The following is a 19,877-nucleotide window of genomic DNA, read 5'->3' as shown; positions in this document are numbered from 1 at the left end:
AACAGGCCCAGCGAGTCGTGGTCGTTACGGTCACCCAGGTGACCCAGGTTCTCCAGCTTCGACTCCTGCAGACTCGTCGCGATCGAGATCACCGCGGCCCGCTCCGGCAGACCAGCCTTCTTCGTCGCGGCGATGATCGCCTTCACGTTCGCGGTCTGCTCATCGTTCAGCGGAATCCGGGACTGCTCGCCCTGCGGCTTGGCGGTCTGGACCGCGACCGCGGCGGGCTTGCCCTCGGCCGGGGTGGCGGCGTGGGCGGCGATCGGACCGGCGAACACACCACCGGCGAACGCGAGACCAGCAACAGACAGCACACTCTTACGAATAATCGTGTTCATGGGTTAGCTCCTTCGGGGGTAAGAACACCCACCCACCAGGGGACGGTGGCGCGGGTGTGAGCACCTCGTCCGGCGCTGCACAAACGGGGGAAAGTCTTAACGTCGGCGGCCTACGGGCGGGGGGCTCGTGGCGCCGGGTCCATGTGTAACGACCGGCGGGCCAGGCACATTCCGGGGGGCGGCCCATCCACACGCCGAACCGGTGCGGCCGGTCGTGGGGGATGTAACGACCGAGGGGCCGAGGTCATTCCGGGGTGGCCCGTCGAGCCGGTGCGGTCGGTCGTAGGGATTACAACGACCGGGCCCGGCCTGGCATTCCAACCCCGGGTGCGGGGCGGGCCGGCGGCCGGTGGTGCTGCGATCGTCAGGGTATGTAACCCGTCCGGGGCCGCCACCATTCCGGCCTCAGGATGCCACCGGTCACACCCAGAAACCACCCATAATCAGACATCCCGCCCGGCGTGCGTGGTGCGGTTCCGGTCAGACCGGCTGTGCGAGGGGTGATCCACTCGACATCGCCGATATCGGTGTATCGACGGCACCCGGATACCCCGATATCGGCGATGTGGAGTCGATCAACTTTGGGACGGCCCAACCAGACCCGGACGACGGCTGAAGTACTGGGCCACCAACGCCCCACAACTGCCCATACCGGACAAACTTCTGCATCGGGCGCGTGGATCCAGCCCGACAGGCAGGCGACAACTCTGCCCGACGCACGACGCACGACGCACGACGCCCACCCTGACGCCCGACCCCGACCACTCCTGATGCCCGGCACCGACGACCCGACGACCCGATGACGCCCGACGCCCGGAACGCCGGATGTCGGACGCCGACGACGTCTGATGCTGATAGCTGACGTCCCGACCGACCGCCCGGCAACCGGCGCGCTGCGCGGTGCCGCCAGCCGAGATCCTCCCGACTGCCGGCTCTGGGTGACGGTACGGCGTCAGCGTCCGTTCGGGGTCCACCCGCCGCTGCGGTACAGGGTTCCCCGACCGCCCGGGTCGGGCACCCCGCGCTGCCCCAGGCCGGCGGGCTCGGCGGGCTCGGTGGGTTCGGGGTTGCGGGCGGCGCGGCGTGCCCGCACCACGCGGGAGCCGACGAACCAGGCGACGGCCGCCACGCAGGCCACGATCACCAGGTTCTGGAGGACTCCGACGTACCCCTCGACGAGGTGCCAGTTGTCGCCGAGCAGGTAGCCGGCGAGCACGAAGGTGGTGTTCCAGATGAGGCTGCCTAGCGTCGTGTAGAGCAGGAAGATCCGCACCGGCATCCGCTCCACCCCGGCCGGGATGGAGATCAGACTCCGGAAGATCGGAATCATCCGGCCGAAGAAGACGGCCTTCACGCCGTGCCGGAGGAACCACGCCTCGGTCCGGTCCACGTCGCTGAGCTTCACCAGCGGCAACCGCTCCACGATGGCGCGCATCCGGTCCCGCCCCAGGGACGCGCCGATCATGTAGAGCGCCAGTGCGCCCACCACCGAACCCAGCGTCGTCCAGAAGATCGCACCGACCAGGCTGATCCGACCCTGCGCGGCGACGAACCCGGCCAGCGGCAGGATGATCTCGCTGGGGATCGGCGGGAACAGGTTCTCCAACGCCACCGCCAGGCCGGCGCCCGGCCCGCCGAGCCGTTCCACCAGGTCGCTGACGTAGCCGACAAGGCCATCCTGGGGCGGTTCGGCCGCAGCGATGGGGGTTCCGGCGGCGAGCACGGCGTGGGACGTTCGAATCATGCCCCTACGCTACGAAGCGATCCTGAGAGTCGACCATGAGGGCGACAGTCCGGCCGAGCGGGCCGACAGCGCCGTAGGGGGTGCGCAAGACCGTACCCCGCTGCGGATCGCGGTGGCGCAGCCTCCGTGCGTACCCCTGGATGTCGAAGAGAACGCGCGGGCGCACGCCGCCGCGGTCCGCGCGGCGCGCGCCCGGGTGGTGGTCTTTCCGGAGCTGTCACTGACGGGGTACGAGTTGGACGGCCCGGTCGTGTCGGTCGACGATCCCCGGTTGGCGCCGCTGGTCGAGGCGTGCGCCGAGGCGGGCACCCTCGCTCTCGCTGGCGCTCCGGTCGCTGGTGAGCACATCGCGACGCTGGCCGTGACCGGCGACGGCGTGACGGTGGCGTACCGCAAGATGTGGCTGGGGGACGCGGAGGCCCGCCGGTTCCGGCCGGGCGGGGCGCCGGCGGTGCTCGATGTGGACGGTTGGCGGGTGGGCCTGGCGATCTGCAAGGACACCGGCGTCGCCGAGCAGGCGGCGGAGACGGCCGCGTTGGGGATAGACGTGTACGCGGCGGGCGTGCTGGAGTCGGCGCGCGACGCCGCCGTGACCGACGAGCGGGCACGGCGGATCGCCACGACGCACCGGGTCTGGGTGGCGGTGGCGAGCTTCGCGGGGTCGACCGGCGGTGGCTACACCGAGGCGGCCGGCGGGTCCGCGATCTGGTCGCCGGGCGGTGACGTGTACGCCCGGGCGGGCACCGAGCCCGGCGAGCTGACCCGGGCCGACATCGGCTGACCGCTTCGGCGGAGCAGGCGGTCACCCCCTTCGGCGGAGCAGACTGGCCGCCAGCTCGGCTGAGCTGTGGTCGGGCTCGACTCCGTCGACCAGGAGCACGTCGCCGGCGAGGTGCCGGGTCCGCAGGGGCTTGATCTGCTGGTAGTCGCTGGAGTCGTACCAGGATCGGGCGCTGGGCAGGTCCGGAAACTCGATGATCACCAGGTTGCCCGGCCAGTTGCCCTCCAGGACGTCGACGGCGCCGCCGTGGACGAGGAACCGGCCGCCGAAGGGGGCGAGGGTGGCGTCGATGCGGTTCAGGTATTCCAGCACGTCGGGGTGGGTGGATGTGGTGCGCAGGTGAGCAAGCGCGTACGCGGTCATGAGGAGATGATTTCGGGGTCCTGGCGCGCTGTCGATTACCTCGCGGGTAATGGTGGGTGCGCCGCTGCGGTCACTAGGGTCGAGGCGTGACGACGATGGCCCGGCCCACGCGACCAGTCGGGGAGCTGCTGCGCGACTGGCGCCGAACGCGCGGGATGAGTCAGCTCGACCTGTCGATCGAGGCGGGGGTGTCGGCCCGGCATCTGAGCTTCGTGGAGACCGGCCGGTCGCGTCCCAGCCCGGAACTGCTCCTGCGGCTGGCCGAGCAGCTCGACATGCCGCTGGCCGAGCGCAACGCGATGCTGCTCGCCGGGGGCTACGCGCCCGCCTACTCCAGTCACGAGCTGACCGATCCGGAGCTGGGCCCGGTGCGTGCGGCCGTACGGCAGATCCTCGACGGGCACAGCCCGTACCCCGCGCTGCTGGTCGACCAGCACTGGCACCTCGTCGAGGCGAATCCCGCCGTCGCCCTGTTCACCGCCGGCGCCGCGCCCCACCTGCTGAGCCCACCGGTCAACGTGCTGCGGCTCAGCCTGCACCCCGACGGCATGGCCCCGCGCATCCTCAACCTGCCCCAGTGGCGCGCCCACCTGCTCAGCCGGCTGCGCCAGCAGGCCGTGACCACCAACGACCCGATCCTGCACGACCTGCACGAGGAGCTTCGCGGCTATCCCGGCGGCAACTCCCGCACGGCGCCGATCAGCGCGGCGGTGTCGCGCGTCGTCGTCCCGCTCCGGTATCGCCACGACGACCAGGAGATGTCCTTCCTCAGCACCACCACCCTCTTCGGTACGCCGCTGGACGTCACCGTCGCCGGGTTGGCCGTCGAGGCCTTCTTCCCGGCCGACCCGGCGACCACCGAAACACTGCGGGCCCTCGCCGGGTAGCAGGCGGGTGGTCCTAGGCTTCGGGCATGACCTCCTTTCCGCCGACCTTCGCCATCGACGTGGTCAACGCGCCCGATCGGGCGCAGTTCGAGGCGTTCATAGAGGAGCACCGCAGCGCGCTCGACGGCTGTCTGGACGGGTTGACCGAGGAGCAGGCGCGCCGGTCGTTGGTGCCGTCCCGCACGACGCTGCTGGGCCTGGTGAAGCACGCCACGTTCGTCGAGAAGGTGTGGTTCGACGAGGCCGTCACGTGCCGGTCCCGCTCGGAGATCGGCATCCCGGCGAACTCGGAGGATTCGTTCCTCCTCGACGACGGCGACACCATCGCCAGCATTCAGCGGGCACACCGCGAGGCGTGTGCGGCGTCCCGCCTCGCGACGGCCTCCCTGAGCCTGGACGACGTGCTGCGCGGCAACCGGCGAGGGCCGTTGCCGCTGCGCTGGGTCTATCTCCACGTGCTCCGCGAGCTGGCGCAGCACTGCGGGCACGCGGAGATCCTCCGGGAGCAGATCCTGAACGAGTAGGGCGGCCGCGCGTCGATCGTCGAGGACGACCGGACGCGCGCTTCAGGCCACGCCGTGGGTGTCGCCGAAGCGCCGGAGCGTCCAGCGGGCCGGGGGCCAGCCCCCGGTGTCGTGGTCGGTGGTCCATTCGGTGATCGAGGCAGGCGCCACCGCCAGGTCGAAGGGCCGGTGCAGCGGCTGGGCGGCGAGCGCGTGGAAGGCCCCTTCGACGGTCGCGGTGTGGCCGACCAGCAGAACGGTGGAGTCGCGGTGCCGGTGTGCGATCTCCGTGATCGCGCGGCTGACGCGGACGACCAGTTCGGCCCAGCTCTCGTTGCCGTCCTCGAACGGCCGGAACAACCCTCCGCCCACTGTGGCGTGCTCGGCCCGGAAGCGGGTGATCGGCAGCCCGTCGGCGTACGGCGGCGTGTGCCAGGTGCACAGACCGCAGTCGGCCACGGGGCGGACGCCGAACGCCTCGGCGATCGGTTGCGCGGTCTCGACGGTGCGGCGCAGCACCGACGAGTAGACCGCCGCCGGCCGGTCGGCGCCGTAGTCGTCGACGAGCCGCCGAGCCAGCCGATGTGCCTGGTCGTGGCCCAACGCGGTCAGCCCCCGGCAACCGTGCGGGCCGCCCACGACCCCGTCGACCTGGTGGACCGACTCGCCGTGCCGCACGAAGATCAGCCGTGTCCGCATCGGACCATCATGCCAGTGAGGCAGGCAGATGGATCAGTCGTCGGTGCGGCCGGTGGAGACGGTGTTGGCCTGGGTGAGCAGAGCGTCGAGCTGAGCTGCCGTACGCGCTGGCAGCTCACGCCGCTCGACCAGCTCGGCGATGCGTTCCCGCAGGTCGGCGACGTTTCTGGCCCGGTCGCGCGGCCGACGGTCCAACTCGTCGAGGTCGTCACGCAGGTCCTCGGCGGTCCTGCGGTCGATGTCGCCACGCGCCAGGGCCTGGGCGAGCACCGCGGCGAACTCGCTGGTCACCTGCCGCAGGCTGACCGGCACCTGCTGGCCGAAGGCCGGAGTCGGGGTCAGGGTCGGAGTCGGTGCGCTGCTGGTGGAGGGTGGTGCGGACGGTGCTGCCGGCGTCGGCGACTGTGTGGTGGCCGAGGGCGCCGGGGTGGAGGTCGCCGACGGGCCGGCGAGCGGCGGGGAACTGGACGAGTTGAGGCCCTGGGCGAGCAGCGCGCCGAGCCCGACCACGGCCGCGAGGCCGCCAGCGGTCAACACGGCGAGCGGCCGACGGGACCGACGCCGACGGGGTGCGACACCCTCCGGCGCGAGGGCCGGAGGGGCCGCCGAACGGTCGATCAGCGTGGGCGGGTGGGCTGCCTGGGCCGACGGCGGGACGCGCAGCATCTCGGTGGGCGGGTGGGCTGACGGCAGCAGCGCGGTGGGTGGCTCGACCGGCTGGGCGGCGCCGAACCGGCGGGCGAGCCGCGCGGCGCTCGGCCGGCGGGCCGGGTCGGCGGCGAGGCACGCGACGGTCAGCTCGGCGATGTCGGCGGGCAGGCCGGGCACCCGCGGCGGCGTCACCGGGGTGCGCTGGCGGTGCACCTCCAGCGCGTCCTCCCAGCTCTGTACGGGCAGCGGCGCCCGGCCGGTGAGGGTGCGGTAGAGCAGCGCGCCGAGGGCGTACACGTCACTGGCCGGGTCGGGTGGGCCGGCGGCGAGGCGCTCGGGGGCGAAGTAGGCGGGTGTGCCCATCACCGGCTCGCCGGACCGGCTGTCGAGCCCGCCGAGCGCGGCGATGCCGAAGTCGAGCACCTTGGCGCCGGTGTCGGTGAGCATGACGTTGCCGGGCTTGATGTCCCGGTGCACGACGCCGATGCGGTGCGCGGCGGCCAGCGCGGCGGCGATCTGCCCGGCCACCCGGACGGCCTCCGGCCAGGGCATCGGCCCGGAGCGCATCCGGTCGGCCAGGTTGTGCCCCTCGACCAGCTCCATCACCAGGTACGGCACGACGACCCCGCCGGCCAGGGTCGCCTCGGCGTAGTCGTACACCTGGGTCACGTGCGGATGGGTCAGCCGGGCGGCCGCGCGGGCCTCGCGCCGGATGGTGGCCCGCAGGTGCGGGTCGGCGGTGAGTTGCCCGGCGAGCACCTTGACCGCGACGGGCCGGCCGAGCACCTCGTCGTCGGCCCGCCACACCTCGGACATGCCGCCGAGACCGATCCGCTCGTGCAGCACGTAGCGGTCGTGGAGACGGAGAGTGGGCGTGAACGGTGACATGGCCTCACCAGTTTGCCTGGCCATGCCCCGCTCGACCACCCGCGATGCCCGGTGCGTACCCGCTCATCCCGTGCGTACCGAAATATGAGGGGTTATGCGGGTGGCACCGGGCCTGGCGAGCTGGTCAGGAGCAGTGGGTGGTGGCCGGCAGCGGTCGCGGCTGGATCCGGTCGGCCAGCCGGCGCAGGGCGCCGGCGGTGGCCTGGCGGGTCGGGGCGAGCAACGGCCGGCGGGGCCGCTCGACCTGGACCGGGGCGTCCGGTCGGGCCGAGTTGATGTGTCGGTTCATCGCGTCGAGAGCGGTGACGTACCCGGTCGGGAATTCCATGGTCAACTCCTCGGGACAGGTCCGGTGGAGGCCCGGACGACGAGTGCGGTGGGCAGCAGCACATGACCGGCTGCGGGGTCCGTGGGTGGGTCGAGCAGCAGTTCGGCGGCGATCCGGCCCTTTTCTTCGGCCGGTTGCCGGACGGTGGTGAGGCCGGCCGACGCGGCCTCGGGAACGTCGTCGAACCCGGTCACCGAGACCGGCGGGTTGTTGCCGCCCGGCCGCTGGGCCAGCGCGTCGAGCACGCCGAGGGCGAGCACGTCGGAGCCGGCGAGCACGGCGGTCGGCGGCGCGGGCCGGTCGAACAGCCCGGCGACGGCGGCGGCCGCGGCCTGGCGGCTGTTGCCCGGGGCGCTGACCAGGGTCAGCTCGGCCCAGCCGACGCCGACCTCGGCGAACGCGTCGGCGAAGCCGGCGAGCCGGCCGCGGGTGGTGGGGTGCCACACCTCGTGCACCCCGGACAGGGTGAGTGGGCCGGCCGGCGCGTCGGGCAGCACGCCGTCGGCGAGCAGGGCCACCCGGCGGTGACCGAGACCGGCCACGTGCGCGGCGGCGCTGTGCGCCGCGGCTCGCTCGTCGATGCCGACGAACCGCTCGTCTGCGCCGGCGTCGTCGTGGGGAGCCGTGCTGACGTAGGGCAGCCCGCGATCCCGGATCACGTCCAGCGCCCATTCCTCGTCGGCCACGCAGTAGACGCAGAAGCCGTCGACGGCGGCGTTCTCCACCGCCCGTCGGGCGTCGGTCTGCCCCGGCGGCAGCGGCACGAGCAACATGCTGGTGCCGTGCCGCTCGGCGGCACCACTCACGCCAGCGAGGAAGCGAATCGCGAAGGGGTCGGTGAAGGCGTACGACAGCTGCGAGGTGAACAGCACCCCGATCGAGCCGACGAAGCCACGTCGCAGGGATCGGGCGGTGGGGTTGGGACCGGGGTAGCCGAGCTGGCGGGCGGCGTCGAGGATCCGCTCGCGCAGGGCTGCGGAGAGCTGGTCGGGACGGCTGTAGGCGTTGGACACGGTGCTGCGGGAGACACCGACCGCCTCCGCCACGGCTTGCAGTGTTGGCTTCACCCGGCACCTCTCTGCATCGATTCAGAACTGTATCGATCCAGAGACTAGCGTCACGGGTCGGCATCGGTCAATGCCACAGTCCGGCGCGTCACGGCACCAGCACCAGACGGCTACCGGCTGACGCCGCTGGGCGAGAGCCTGTTTCCGGCGCAGCGGGCGATCAGGGCGTGGGCCGAGTCGCACATCGCCGAGGTGCACGAGGCCCGAGCACGCTACGACGGCACGGACGCCTGAGACCGCGGGCCCGCCCCGTCACTCCGGGTAGGCGTCCTTCAGCAGCCGGCCGAGGATCTCCGGGGTGCGCTCCGGCGGCTCGGCCTCGACACAGAGGCGCTCCATGGCCACGGCGTAATAGTCGAGGTCGTCGCGCTTGTCCAGGTAGATGGCGCTGGTGAGCTGTTCGATGTAGACGATGTCGGGCAACTCCTGGTCGCCGAAGCGCAGGATGGTGAAGGCACCGCCGGCCGCCGCGTGGCCGCCGGCCGCGAACGGGATGACCTGGAGCCGGATGTGGGGCGACCGGGTCGCCTCGATGAGCGCCTCGACCTGCCCGCGCATCACCTCGACACCGCCGATCGGACGGCGGAGCGCCGCCTCGTCCACCACGGCCCAGAGCTGCGGTGGATCGTCGCGGCGCAGCAGTTGCTGACGTTGCATCCGCAGCGCCACCCGGCGTTCGATCTCGGCCGCGTCCGCCGTGCCGTGCCCGAGCAGGACGACCGCGCGGGCGTACTCCCGGGTCTGCAACAGGCCGGGTACGAATTGCACCTCGTAGCTGCGGATCAGCGCGGCCGCCGCCTCCAGGCCCAGATAGGACTGGAACCAGCTGGGCAGGACGTCGCCGTAGCGGTGCCACCAGCCGGGGCTGTTGGCATCCCGGGCGAGCTTGAGCAGCGCGTCGCGCTCCTGCCCGTCCGTGACGCCGTACAGGGTGAGCAGGTCAGACACGTCGCGTTCCTTGAAGCCGACGCGACCCAGCTCCATTCGACTGATCTTCGACTCAGAGGACCGGATCTCCCAGCCGGCGCCTTCGCGGGTCACCCCGCTGGCTTCCCGCAGCCGGCGCAGTTGGGCACCGAGCAACATGCGCAGCACGGTTGGCCCGGTTGTCGGGCCGCCCTCGGCGGGAACCATCGTCACGTGCGGACCTCCGCATACCGACCACAGGGTCGGGCATCCGGCCCGGCCGACGTGTAAGCATGCCATGGACCAACAGTGAGATGTACTCCTCCGGGCCGGCGATTCAGTCCCATCCCCGGGACGGCCTGTCCGACCGCTCAGTTGATCAGATGATCGAAGTCTCCGTCGCGGGCGCCGAGCACGAAGGCCGCGATCTCGTCCACTGTGTAGATCAGGGCCGGCCCCTCCGGATGCCGCGAGTTGCGGACGGCGATGCCCGCCCCCCCGGGCAGTTCGGCGATTTCGACGCAGTTGCCGCTCGGGTTGCTGCGACGACTTTTCTGCCAGCTCAGCGGGGGCAACTGATGGATCGGAACGCCATTGGGTGGCTGCTGCATGAGAGGCGTCTTTCTGGTCACGAGCCCGCCGATGCCCGTGGGGAGGAGCGGTGACGGCGAGGGTGCGGTATCAACGACGGACAGTTCTGCACGTGCATCTGCTATTGCATCTGCACCGGACGGCGAGCATGATAACGCACGTGATCGGTGCTTATCCGTTCACTTTGAGTGACCCCAACTGGGGCGCCAACGGGGACAACTGGGCCCGACGCGGCAACCGCGCCGCGTCGACCGACGGCTGGAGGCGGTCGCGGCGATGGGAGGTCTCGTGCCGGATCCGATGAGTGTCGCCTCCGGCATCTGTGCGGCGGGAGCGCTGCTGTCCTCCTGGCAACTGCGTCGACGGGCGCTGCGGGCCGAGGCCGAGATCGAGCACCTCCAGGCCGAGCTCGCCGCGGAACGGCACGCCGCCAGCCACGACCCACTCACCGGGCTACCGAACCGGCGGGCCTTCTACCGGCTCGCGGCCGCTCTCCTCACCGACGCCGCAGGCCAACCGCTGATCGCCATCGTGCTCGACCTCGACGACTTCAAGCAGATCAACGACCGGTACGGGCACGCCGCCGGTGACCAGGTGCTGATCAGCGTCGCCGACCGACTGGCCGGCTTCGCCGGGGACAACCTCGTCGCCCGCCTCGGCGGCGACGAGTTCGCCGGCCTGCTCGCCAGCCCGACCATCGACCGGCGCTGGATCGAGCACGCCACCCGACGGCTCAGCGAGACCGTCGCCGCACCGATCCGGCTCAGCGGGTGCAGCGTCCGGGTGACCGCCTCCGTGGGGCTCGCCCCGGTGACCGGCCCCGCCCAACTCACCGAGGCGCTCAGCCGCGCCGACGCGGCCATGTACCAGGCGAAGAGCCTCTCCGGCGCCCGGCCGGCCCACCAACTCACCGACCGCACCCGCCTGGTGTAGCGCGCTGACCGTCCTGACGTCCCCTACCGGGTCGGCGAGGCACTGCACACGGTGGACTACCGCGACGCCGGCCCCAAGCCCGACACCACCGGTCGCACCACGAATGCCCTGGCCCTCAACAGCGCGCACCTGGCCCGGCTGCTCGCCGAGCAGCCGTACCCCCCGCCGGAGGCCCAGGACGCCGCCGGAGGCCCAGGACGCCGCCGTCGGCCCGAGCCGCGAGACGGCCTGACCGGCTTTCACCGGGGTACGGTCAGCGCCAGCCGTAACCGGCGCGCAGCGCCTGCCCGACCCGGTCGAACCGAGGCCGGTCCAGCACAGCGCCCTCCCGACGGATGCTGTCCTCGCGCATGGTGAGCACCCGGTCCAGCCGGACCCAACTGGGCCGGTTGTCCCGGTCCCACTCGCCGGGGCCGAGCGCGAACCAGTGCCGCTGCCCGTCCCGGTCACTCTGGCTGGACAGCATCAGCCCGAACAGCGTCCGGCTGTGCCTCCCGACCACCAGCACCGGGCGGTCCTTGCCCTGGCGGGGGTCGTCCTCGTACGGCACCCAGGTCCAGACGATTTCCCCGGGGTCGGCCTGACCGTCCTGCTCGGGGGCGTACGTCAGCTCCCGCCGCTGCAACGCGTTGACCTGCCGGGGGCGGGCCACCCGCGCGGGGGCCGGCCCGGACCGTCGGGGCGACGGGATAGCCGCGCCCACCCGGGAGATGCGTTGCGCCATGTTCCTCAACAGACCAGCCACGGCGGGCAGCCTACCGGCCCCGCTGCGGGCGACCGGAGGCGGCGCTACGGGCGACTGGAGGCGGCGCTACGGGCGACTGGAGGCGGCGCTACGGCAGGGCTGGTCGGCGCTACGGCGGAGACGGCGGCGCTGCGGCAGACTGGCCCGATGACCGAGCTGCCCGACGACCTGCCCGCGTGGGAGCGACGCGCGGTGCGCGTGGTGGTCTGTGACGGCGGCGACCGGGTGTTGCTGTTCCACACCCGCGACCCGGACCATCCCCGGCTCGGCACCTGGTGGGAGCTTCCCGGCGGCGGCATGGACCCCGGTGAGACGTACCGCGACACGGCGGTACGGGAACTCCGCGAGGAGACCGGCATCGTGGTCACCGCCGACCAGGTGGGTGCGCCGACCTGGCGACGACGGGCGAGTTTCCTGCACCGCCAGCTGCGCCACGTCCAGGACGAGGTCATCGTCGCGGTACGGCTCGCCGGCCCCGGGCCGGACGTGGACGAGGCGGACCGGCTCGACTACGAGCGGGAGGACTACTTCGGTTTCCGCTGGTGGCCGCTTTCGGAGGTGGTGGCCAGCCGGGAACGCTTCTACCCCGGGCAACTCCCCCAGCTCATCACACCCTTCCTGGCCGGCGAGACCATCGACGAGCCGTTCGAGCTGTGGTCGTGAACCAGGGTCGGTGAGGATGCCGGAGCGGGCGGCGGCGGGCAGAGTGGGGGCATGACGACCGACCTGCACGGGCCGCTCTGCGCGTACGCCGAGCGCCTGCACGCCACGATCGGCGACCGGCACCACGTCGCCTCCCCCCTCGGTGCCTGGCTGCTGCTCGCCCTCAGCGCGGCGGCGTCCAACCCCGACCCGACAGCCGAGCACGCCGGCGTGCCCGACACGGCCGGCGACCCCACGGTGGCCGACGCGCCCACGGTGGCGGGCGAGCGCGAGACGGTGGCTGCGGAGCTGGCGGCGGCCCTGGGCACGGACCTGGCCAGCGCGGCGCAGGTCGCCCGCGCGCTGCTGGACGCGCCGCACCCGCTGGTCGCGTCCGCCACCGCGCTCTGGCACCGACCGGGCCGGGGCCTCGACGGTACCGCCGGGCGGCCGGCGGCCCTGCCCGCGACCCGACCGGGCCGGGGCCTCGACGGTACGGCCGGATGGCGGGCGGCCCTGCCGGCGACGACCGAGGTCGGCGCGCTACCCGACCAGGCCGGGTTGGACGCGTGGGCGCGCGAGCACACCGACGGCCTGATCGACACGTTCCCCCTGAAGGTCAGCCCGGACGTGGTGTTCGCCCTGGCCAGCGCCCTCGCGACCCGGATCTCCTGGGCCGAGCCGTTCGAGGTCACCGACGCCCGCGCGCTCGGCCCGGGCAGCGCCTGGGCGCGCGACCTGCGCCGCGTCCTGCGCAGCCCGAGCCACGGTCACCGCGGCGCCATCGCCACGACCACGCGGGCCGGTGACGTGATCGTGCACGCGGCACCAGCCCAGACGGCCGACGGCTCAGGGCTGGTGGTGCTGTCGGTCGCCGCCGCACCGGACGTGCCGCCGGGCGACGTGCTGGCCACCGCGTACCACCTCAGCGCCGGCGCGGCCGACGGCGCGCAACCGGCCGGCCGGCGGTCGCTGTTCGACCTGCCGCTCGGCGACGCTCCGCTGTGGACGATCCGGGAGGAGCGAGTCCGGACCCGGGCCCGCGACGGCCGCGAGGAGCGGCACAGCGCGGTGCTTCCCTGCTGGTCGGCGCGCAGCGAGCACGACCTCACCGCCGAGTCGCTGGGCTTCCCGGCCGCCACGGCGGCGCTGGCGCGAGCGCTCGCCCAGCCGGCACAGGGCTTCGAGGCGCGGCAGGTGGCGATGGCCCGCTACGACCGGTACGGCTTCGAGGCGGCGGCGGTGACCGGCATGTTCGGGACGGTCAGCCTCCCGCCGGAGGGCGTGGCACGCACCGCCGAGTTGCGCTTCGGCCACCCGTACGCCGTCGTGGCCGTCGCCACCGAACGCCGGCCGGACGGGACCACCGGGCCGTGGCACGGGGTGCCGGTCTTCTCCGCCTGGGTCGCCGAGCCCGAGGAACTCTCCGACGCCGCCCCAGATCCGGACCGACGTCCCGGCTCGGCCTCGCGTCGCGCGTGATCGACTCCAGGTCGCCGACATGGCGGTATCCGATTGCCTGGATGCCGCGACATCGCCGATCTGGAGTGGATCTCGACGCGCCGGCCGCGCCGGCGGCATTCGCGACGAATCAGGGCCCGTACGGGTCGGGCGAAACGGGCGCGGCACCGCCGTCATCGTCGCTGGGCAGTCGCGCGACCATCTGCCGGAACTCCCCCACCGTGACCGCCTCGCGCAGGGTCGCGAAGACCGCGCCGGTGCCGGCCCCTGCCGTAACCGGGTCCACGCCGGCTCGCTGGCCCACCCGGCGAAGAAACTCCGCCGGCCCAGCGTCCACCGGCGGCCGGGTCGCAGCAGGCCCACCGACGTCGAGGCCGACGCCGGTGTCGAGCCCGTCGACGCCGCTGGCCGGGCCCGGAGTCAGGTCCGAAGGCAGGCCGGTCGGGCCCGAAGGCGGGCTCGGCACGGCGCCGTCCAGGTAGCCGTCCACCTCATCGGGGAGGTGCCCGACGAGGTCGTCGGGCACGCCGCCGGTGACTCGTTCGGCCATCGTCTGGAGCACCGCGCGGGCGAGCGCGGCGGCCTGCTCGGTCGGTAGGCCGGACCGTCGGGACACCGCCTCGATGAAGTGCGGGAACCCGTCGCCGCCCAGGCTGTCGGTCACGCCCGGGCGGTTACCCACGGCCGGTGCCGGCAAACGGCACCGGCCGCGCGGGAGTCCGCAGGTTCACGGTTGGGGCTCGTCGGCCAGCAGGTCGAGCAGCAGCGCGGCGGTCCAGCCGAACGCCGGTGAGCCCAGCCCGGCGCCGGTGTCCGGGTGGAAGTACTCGTGGCAGCCCGCCCCGGCGACCAGCCCGATCATCGACCGTCGCAGCCCGGCCGCCAACGCCGGGTGCCCGTGCGCGAGCAGCCCGCGCCGCACCAGCCAGCCGATGTTCAGCCAACTCGGCCCGCGCCAGTAGCGCAGCGGCTCGAAGTCGGGCGCGGTCCGGTCGTGGCTGGGCAGCGGGCGGTCCATCCGCGCGGCCACCCCGAAGCGCGCCGACCGTGCCTCGACGACCAGCGCGTCGGCCTGCCGGGCGGGCAGGTCGGGCAGGATCAGCGGCGTCAGCCCGAGCACGGTACGCGCGCCGAGCAGCCGGCCGGCGCGCACGTCGCGGGGCTGGAAGGTGCCGTTGACCGGGTCGTACAGCCGACGTACCAATGCCTCGGTGATCCGGCCCGCGCGGACCCGGTGCGGCTCGGGGTCGGCGCCGATCAGCGCGGCGATCTCGGCGAGGGCGTGTTCGGCGGCCCCGAAGGCGGCGTTGAACAGCGGGCACTCCACCAGGAACGGATGGCCGTCGGCCAGCGCGCGGTCGGCGTAGCCGTGGTCGCGGTAGGCCGCGACGATCGCCAGGTAACGCGCGTAGTCCAGGTCCGTGGGGCGGTGCGCGGCGTCGGCGTGCGCGGTGTCGTGCCGACGGTACGCGCGCATGACCGCCGCCTCGGCCGGCACCGCGGCCATCGGCTCGTCCCACGCGGGACTGTTGTCCAGGCCCGACTCCCACGGGTGCACGACGCAGATCAGCCCGTCACCGGCCACGTCCCGGTGGTCGGCCAGATAGCGCTGCTGCGCGACCAACGCCGGGTAGAGCCGGTGCAGCGCGGCCAGGCCGGCCTGCCCGGGTGCCCGCCGGTACGCCAGCAACGCGGCGAGCGCGTGCACCGGCGGCTGGACCAGGCCGGAGGTGTGCACGGCCGGCGAGCCCTGCGCGTCGGCGGAGCGCCACAACTCCGGGCCGGGGAAGTACGCCCCGACGCGCAGCGCCGGGTTGAACACGATGTGCGGCACCCGCCCGTCGGCCCACTGCGCCCGGAACAGACTCGCCAGCTCCTGCCAGGCCCGCTCGGGACGGACGTGGGCCAGGCCGATCGCGATGAACGCCGAGTCCCAGCTCCACTGGTGGGGATAGAGGGTGCGCGACGGCACGGTGTGGTCGTGTTCCCAATTGGCGTCGAGGGTGGCGGCGGCGAGTCGGCGCAGCCCGGCGAGATCGGCCGGACCGCCGGTGCGCGCCGGGGCGGCGGTCATGCCGCGGCCCGCCGGGGCAGCGCGTGCCGCAGCACCGTGGCGGCCTGTTGCAGGGCCCGCACCGGGTCGCCGCGCAGCCGGCACTCCAGCGCCAGCCAGCCCCGGTAGTCCAGCTCCAGGAGAGTCCGCACGAGCGCCGGCCAGTCCAGGTGCCCGGCGCCCGGCTGGTAGCGGTTGGAGTCGCTGACCTGCACGTGCCCGAGGTACGGCGCGGCGGCGCGCAGCGCCCGGTGCACGTCGTCCTCCTCGATGTTCATATGAAAGGTGTCGGCGACCACCCGGACCGAGGGCAGGCCGACCGCAGCGCAGAGGGCGACAGCCTCGTCGAGACGGTTGACCATGTGGTCCTCGTACCGGTTGAGGGGTTCGAGAAAGAGGGTGACTCCCTCGGCGCGGGCGTGCGCGCCCAACTCGCCGAGGGCGTCCAGGAGCACCAGCCGGTCGCCGGCGGGCGGGCGCGGTGGCTCGAACGGCGGCAGCCGCCGCGAGAACATCCCCCAGGACGCCGGGGTCATCACCCCGACGCCGCCCAGCTCGGCGATCACCGACAGTTGGGAGCGCAGGTTGCGGACCGCGTCGGCGGAGCGGGCCGGGTCGAAGTCGCCGATGAAGTGGTCCATCTCGACGCAGACGGTGGGCATCACCACCCCGGCGGCGCGGGCCCGGCGTAGCTCGGGAAGCCGGCGGGCGAACGCGCCGTCGCCGCGCCCGCGTAGCTCAATGCCCTGGTAGCCGAGGGCGGTGGCGAGGGCGTACTTCTGGATCAGGTCGGTGCCCGGCAGGAGCTGTTCCTGGCAGGCCAGCGCGATGGTGGTCATCTAGAACCTCAACACCACTTGGAGGACGTCACCGGCGCCGCTGTCGAGCAGCGCGAGGGCGTCGGCGACCGCACTGGCGTCGACGATGTGGCTGACCAGCGGCAACGGGTCGACCCGATGCTCAGCCACCAGCTCCATGAAGGTCTGCGCCACCCGGTCGCCGGTCCACCGGCCGGCCATGCTCGGCGCGGGGGTGGGGCCGGAGACCTGGGCGGCCACCAACTGGATGCGGTTGTGGTGGAACTCCTCACCGAGGCCGAGCCCGTCGGCCTGGCCCTGGTAGAAACCGGCGGCCACGACCCGGCCGGCGTGTGCCGTGGACCGGATCGCCTCGTGCAGCGCCGGGTACGCCCCGGACAGCTCCAGGCAGACGTCCGCGCCTCGGCCGTCGGTGGCCCGGCGCAGAACGGTGGCGGCGGATTCGGCGTCGGCGTCCACTGTGGCCCGTGCGCCGTAGCGGGCCGCGTGCTCCAGTCGGTCGGGCACCCGGTCGACGGCCACCACCCGGGCCCCGGAGAGGACGGCGAGCCGGGTGGCGAGCAGGCCGATGACGCCCTGCCCGAAGACGCCCACCCAGTCGCCGAGGTGCAGGTCGGCGGCGAGCACGGCGGTCAGCGCGATGGCACCCGGCCGGGCGAAGACCGCGGCGAGCGGGTCCAGGTCGGCGGGCAGCGGACGGACCGCGCCGGCGGCGAGCACGGCCTCGGCCCGGTGCCCCCAGATGCCCCACACCAACTGCCCCGGGTGCTGGTCGGTGACCTCCGGTGCCACCTCGACGACCTCGCCGACTTCCTCGTAGCCGAAGCCGATCAGCGGGTAGGGCACCGGGGTCTGCCGGGGGACGAACATCCGGGCGGCGTCGTCCCAGTCTTTGCTGAGCCGGGGATTGCTGCCCCGGTAGAGGGTCAGCTCGGTGCCGGCGGAGATGCCCGAGTAGCAGGTGCGGACCCGGACCTGGCCGGGGCCGAGCGGATCCGGTGGGCAGGGCTCAAGGCTGATCTGCCGAGGCCCGGCGAGGGAGACGACCCAGTTGCCCATGTGTCACATCCCGGTAGCACTGGGCTCCAGGATAGCAAAAAATCGCCATATGTCTTGTCATTGATCAATCGAAGGCGTTGAATCCGGCATGTACCCTTCGAGAGGAGTGCCACCGATGTCAGCACCTCCGAGGCGGATACTCTCCCATTACTCTCCGTCATCCTCTTCTTCGCCAGCGAGCGGCTGCTCACCGAGGGGCTGACCAGCGGCGCCGAGAAGGGCTGAGCCGCCACGGTGGCCGGGCCGGCTGCTCCGGGTCGCCCGTCGCGCCCCGGTCGGCCCGGCTACCGTGACCGTATGGCCAACCCGACCCGCTGGGCGACCGACACCGGCCCCGAGCACTCGCAGTGGTACATCGAGCGGTTCCGCAAACTCGCGGCCGAGGGCGCGGATCTGGCCGGCGAGGCCCGTCTGGTGGACACGCTTGTCGCGCCCGGATCGCGGATCCTCGACGCCGGCAGCGGCACCGGACGCGTCGGCGCGGCCCTGGCCCAGCGAGGGCACACCGTGGTCGGTGTCGATGCCGATCCCGCGCTGGTCGACGCCGCCCGCGCCGACTACCCCGGCCCGCACTGGCTGGTCGCCGACCTGGCCGAGTTGGACCTGCCGGCGCTCGGCGAGGCGGAGCCGTTCGACGCGGCGGTCCTGGCGGGCAACGTGCTCGCCTTCGTGGCCGCCGGCACCGAGCCGGAGGTGCTGCGCCGCATCGCCGGGCACCTGCGCCCGGACGGTGTGCTGGCGGTGGGTTTCGGCACCGAGCGCGGTTACCCGCTGACCGCGTTCGACGCCGACGCGATCGCCGCCGGGCTGCGCCTGGAGCACCGCTTCGCCACCTGGGACCTGCGCCCGTGGCGCGACGACGCGGACTTCGCGGTCAGCGTCCTGCGCCGCCCGGCCGGCTGACACCTGGGTTGGCCTGGGTCACGCCGGAGCGGCCACCGCCCGCGCGGCGGCCGGATCCAGGGTTGCGCCGGCCGGCACGAGGCTGACCAGGCCGGCGGGCAGCCGCACCGGTCGCACGTCGCGGTAGCCGAGCATCGCCAACACCTCCCGGTCGGCCAGCACGTACCGCCGGCCCAGGTCGGTGACCACGGACACCGCGCCGCCGGACGCGCCGGGCGCCGCGGCGGCCTCGACGACCGCGCCGCGGCCCGGCTCCACCACCACGTGGTCGGCCAGCACGGCACCACCGGCCGGCGCGGTCCGCGGCACGGCGGCCAGGTCCGGCAGGTGTACGCCCCAGCGCACCTCGCTGGCCCCGCCGTCGTCGCCGACGCGGGCGCAGACCGCCGCGTCGTCGGCGGCGGCGAGCCGGGGTGGTGCCGGCGGTGGGGCGGTCGGGCCGCTCGGCGCGAGGTCCGGCATGGTGGGCAGCGCGGCGAACCGGCCGAGCGTCATCGGCTCCGGCTCGCCCTGCCCGGTGCGGGCCAGCAGCAGCCCGGCCTGCAACTCGGTGATCCCGGCCAGCCCGTCGTCGAGCGCCACCGCGTGCTGCCGGCCGCCGCCGGAGTTGCGCACCAGGTAGACCTGACCGATCGTGGCGCCCGGCACTCCGGTGGACGGGCTGCCCGCACCGGGCAGCGCGAGCGGGGCCAGGTCGACGCCGGCGGGCAGCGAGTTGAGCAGGGCGGGCGCCACCGGCACCGCCCGAGCGCTGGTGGTCGCCAGCGCCGCCAGCACCCGATTGGGATCGCGGACCAGGTAGCGGCGTTGATGCCACACCAGGTGCAGGCCACCGTCGGGGTGGCGCAGCAGCAACGCGTCGTCGCCCAGCGGCCGGCCGCCACCCGGCTCGGTGCCGATGAGCAGCGCGGACCGGGGCTCATCGCCGCCCGCGCCCGCCGGGGTCGTCGAGCAGACCGTCCAGGGCGACGTCGCCAGCCGGCCCGGCGCGGGCAGCGAATCCGGTGCGTCGGCGATGCCCAGCGGCAACCCGCGCGGCACGCCGTCGATCGAACGGCGGGACACCAGCACGGTCTTGGACCGGTCCGCGCCGACGATCAGCAGTGCCGAGGCGTAGTTGAGCACCGGGTGCAGTCTCTGGTCGCGGTAGACGAACCGGGCACCGGACTCCTTCTCCACGATCACCGCGCCCGGATCGCGCCACCCCTTGCCACCGCCGGCGAACAGGCCGTAGAGCGCCGAACCACCCAGCCCGATCGCCGCGACCAGGACGCTGGCCAGACCCGCGCCGGCGAGTCGCCGAAACGGCGACTGGGCCGGGTCGGTCTCCCGCATGACCAGGGCGGCGACGGCCCGCTGGACGCTGAACTGGTAGGAGTGCAGCTGGTCCTGCCGCGACGGCATCGGGTCCCTTCCGGTGGATTCGGCCGGCCACAGAATATGCGTTGCGTCGATGTCCCGTGGACCCTGCGTGGCCGGGGATCAACCGAGCGGTAGCATCCGGGGACGAATCCGGC

Annotated in this window: 21 protein-coding genes and 1 pseudogene; 7 read left to right on the top strand and 15 right to left on the bottom strand. The window is 73.4% G+C overall.

Annotation, left to right across the window (positions count from 1 at the left end; all coding sequences use genetic code 11):
- Together ABZ780_RS23745 and ABZ780_RS23740 are read right to left on the bottom strand one after the other, a co-directional pair.
- A pseudogene (locus tag ABZ780_RS23745) lies at positions 1 to 338 on the bottom strand (hypothetical protein); the annotation flags it as partial.
- Positions 339 to 1,290: 952 nt separating this feature from the next.
- Complete coding sequence (locus ABZ780_RS23740; protein WP_357002023.1) at positions 1,291 to 2,082, bottom strand: DedA family protein; 792 nt, start codon at positions 2,080 to 2,082, stop codon at positions 1,291 to 1,293.
- Between ABZ780_RS23740 and ABZ780_RS23735 the strand changes: the two genes are divergently transcribed.
- A complete protein-coding gene (locus tag ABZ780_RS23735; RefSeq protein ID WP_357487534.1) occupies positions 2,081 to 2,863 on the top strand; it encodes a carbon-nitrogen hydrolase family protein in 783 nt (260 codons plus the stop codon). The two genes, ABZ780_RS23740 and ABZ780_RS23735, sit on opposite strands and share 2 nt — an antisense overlap.
- A 21-nt stretch (positions 2,864 to 2,884) precedes the next feature.
- Here ABZ780_RS23735 and ABZ780_RS23730 read toward each other — a convergent pair whose 3' ends face one another.
- Complete coding sequence (locus ABZ780_RS23730; RefSeq protein ID WP_357002027.1) at positions 2,885 to 3,226, bottom strand: DUF1330 domain-containing protein; 342 nt, start codon at positions 3,224 to 3,226, stop codon at positions 2,885 to 2,887.
- 95 nt (positions 3,227 to 3,321) lie between these two features.
- Between ABZ780_RS23730 and ABZ780_RS23725 the strand changes: the two genes are divergently transcribed.
- Positions 3,322 to 4,113: a helix-turn-helix transcriptional regulator gene (locus ABZ780_RS23725; protein WP_357002812.1), complete on the top strand. Its 792-nt coding sequence runs from the start codon at positions 3,322 to 3,324 to the stop codon at positions 4,111 to 4,113.
- Positions 4,114 to 4,139: 26 nt separating this feature from the next.
- A complete protein-coding gene (locus ABZ780_RS23720) occupies positions 4,140 to 4,637 on the top strand; it encodes a DinB family protein (protein WP_357002029.1) in 498 nt (165 codons plus the stop codon).
- A gap of 42 nt (positions 4,638 to 4,679) precedes the next feature.
- Here the strand turns inward: ABZ780_RS23720 and ABZ780_RS23715 are convergent, their stop codons facing one another.
- The 6 genes from ABZ780_RS23715 to ABZ780_RS23690 all read right to left on the bottom strand — a co-directional run bounded on the left by ABZ780_RS23715 (position 4,680) and on the right by ABZ780_RS23690 (position 9,766).
- Positions 4,680 to 5,315, bottom strand: coding sequence for a histidine phosphatase family protein (locus ABZ780_RS23715; RefSeq protein WP_357002031.1), 636 nt, complete (start codon positions 5,313 to 5,315; stop codon positions 4,680 to 4,682).
- A gap of 33 nt (positions 5,316 to 5,348) precedes the next feature.
- The gene (locus ABZ780_RS23710) at positions 5,349 to 6,854 is read right to left on the bottom strand and encodes a protein kinase (protein WP_357002033.1); all 1,506 of its coding nucleotides are present in this window, start codon (positions 6,852 to 6,854) and stop codon (positions 5,349 to 5,351) included.
- 124 nt (positions 6,855 to 6,978) lie between these two features.
- Entirely contained in the window at positions 6,979 to 7,182 is a 204-nt protein-coding gene (locus tag ABZ780_RS23705; protein WP_357002036.1) for a hypothetical protein, read from the bottom strand.
- 2 nt (positions 7,183 to 7,184) lie between these two features.
- Positions 7,185 to 8,249: a LacI family DNA-binding transcriptional regulator gene (locus ABZ780_RS23700; RefSeq protein WP_357002039.1), complete on the bottom strand. Its 1,065-nt coding sequence runs from the start codon at positions 8,247 to 8,249 to the stop codon at positions 7,185 to 7,187.
- Between the two features lie 252 nt (positions 8,250 to 8,501).
- Entirely contained in the window at positions 8,502 to 9,389 is an 888-nt protein-coding gene (locus tag ABZ780_RS23695) for a helix-turn-helix transcriptional regulator (protein ID WP_357002042.1), read from the bottom strand.
- A gap of 137 nt (positions 9,390 to 9,526) precedes the next feature.
- On the bottom strand, positions 9,527 to 9,766 hold the full coding sequence (locus ABZ780_RS23690) for a DUF397 domain-containing protein (RefSeq protein WP_357002044.1): 240 nt from the start codon (positions 9,764 to 9,766) through the stop codon (positions 9,527 to 9,529).
- A gap of 268 nt (positions 9,767 to 10,034) precedes the next feature.
- On the opposite strand from ABZ780_RS23690, the gene ABZ780_RS23685 reads away from it, so the two are divergent.
- Positions 10,035 to 10,679: a GGDEF domain-containing protein gene (locus ABZ780_RS23685; protein ID WP_357002047.1), complete on the top strand. Its 645-nt coding sequence runs from the start codon at positions 10,035 to 10,037 to the stop codon at positions 10,677 to 10,679.
- 253 nt (positions 10,680 to 10,932) lie between these two features.
- On the opposite strand, the gene ABZ780_RS23680 is transcribed toward ABZ780_RS23685, so the two are convergent.
- Positions 10,933 to 11,424 (bottom strand): type II toxin-antitoxin system PemK/MazF family toxin, encoded by a 492-nt coding sequence (locus ABZ780_RS23680; protein WP_357002049.1) that lies wholly within the window; start codon positions 11,422 to 11,424, stop codon positions 10,933 to 10,935.
- 147 nt (positions 11,425 to 11,571) lie between these two features.
- On the opposite strand from ABZ780_RS23680, the gene ABZ780_RS23675 reads away from it, so the two are divergent.
- Entirely contained in the window at positions 11,572 to 12,087 is a 516-nt protein-coding gene (locus tag ABZ780_RS23675) for an NUDIX domain-containing protein (protein ID WP_357487533.1), read from the top strand.
- Positions 12,088 to 12,138: 51 nt separating this feature from the next.
- Entirely contained in the window at positions 12,139 to 13,548 is a 1,410-nt protein-coding gene (locus ABZ780_RS23670) for a hypothetical protein (protein WP_357487532.1), read from the top strand.
- 109 nt (positions 13,549 to 13,657) lie between these two features.
- Here ABZ780_RS23670 and ABZ780_RS23665 read toward each other — a convergent pair whose 3' ends face one another.
- The 4 genes from ABZ780_RS23665 to ABZ780_RS23650 all read right to left on the bottom strand — a co-directional run bounded on the left by ABZ780_RS23665 (position 13,658) and on the right by ABZ780_RS23650 (position 17,457).
- Positions 13,658 to 14,191 carry a DUF2267 domain-containing protein gene (locus ABZ780_RS23665; protein WP_357487531.1) on the bottom strand — a complete coding sequence of 178 codons (534 nt, stop codon included), beginning with the start codon at positions 14,189 to 14,191 and terminating at the stop codon, positions 13,658 to 13,660.
- 63 nt (positions 14,192 to 14,254) lie between these two features.
- Positions 14,255 to 15,601: a hypothetical protein gene (locus ABZ780_RS23660; RefSeq protein ID WP_357487530.1), complete on the bottom strand. Its 1,347-nt coding sequence runs from the start codon at positions 15,599 to 15,601 to the stop codon at positions 14,255 to 14,257.
- Positions 15,598 to 16,419: a sugar phosphate isomerase/epimerase family protein gene (locus ABZ780_RS23655; protein WP_357002060.1), complete on the bottom strand. Its 822-nt coding sequence runs from the start codon at positions 16,417 to 16,419 to the stop codon at positions 15,598 to 15,600. The genes ABZ780_RS23660 and ABZ780_RS23655 overlap by 4 nt, the downstream gene beginning before the upstream one ends.
- Positions 16,420 to 17,457 (bottom strand): zinc-binding alcohol dehydrogenase, encoded by a 1,038-nt coding sequence (locus tag ABZ780_RS23650; RefSeq protein ID WP_357487529.1) that lies wholly within the window; start codon positions 17,455 to 17,457, stop codon positions 16,420 to 16,422.
- A gap of 297 nt (positions 17,458 to 17,754) precedes the next feature.
- Here ABZ780_RS23650 and ABZ780_RS23645 point away from each other — a divergent pair, with 297 nt between their 5' ends.
- Positions 17,755 to 18,360: a class I SAM-dependent methyltransferase gene (locus tag ABZ780_RS23645; protein ID WP_357487528.1), complete on the top strand. Its 606-nt coding sequence runs from the start codon at positions 17,755 to 17,757 to the stop codon at positions 18,358 to 18,360.
- A gap of 18 nt (positions 18,361 to 18,378) precedes the next feature.
- On the opposite strand, the gene eccB is transcribed toward ABZ780_RS23645, so the two are convergent.
- The gene (gene eccB, locus ABZ780_RS23640) at positions 18,379 to 19,764 is read right to left on the bottom strand and encodes a type VII secretion protein EccB (protein WP_357487527.1); all 1,386 of its coding nucleotides are present in this window, start codon (positions 19,762 to 19,764) and stop codon (positions 18,379 to 18,381) included.
- Positions 19,765 to 19,877: the final 113 nt, after the last annotated feature.

It is taken from the genome of Micromonospora sp. NPDC047467 (assembly GCF_040643095.1).
Taxonomy (GTDB): Bacteria; Actinomycetota; Actinomycetes; order Mycobacteriales; family Micromonosporaceae; genus Micromonospora.
This window is presented reverse-complemented; position numbering and strand designations above follow the sequence as displayed.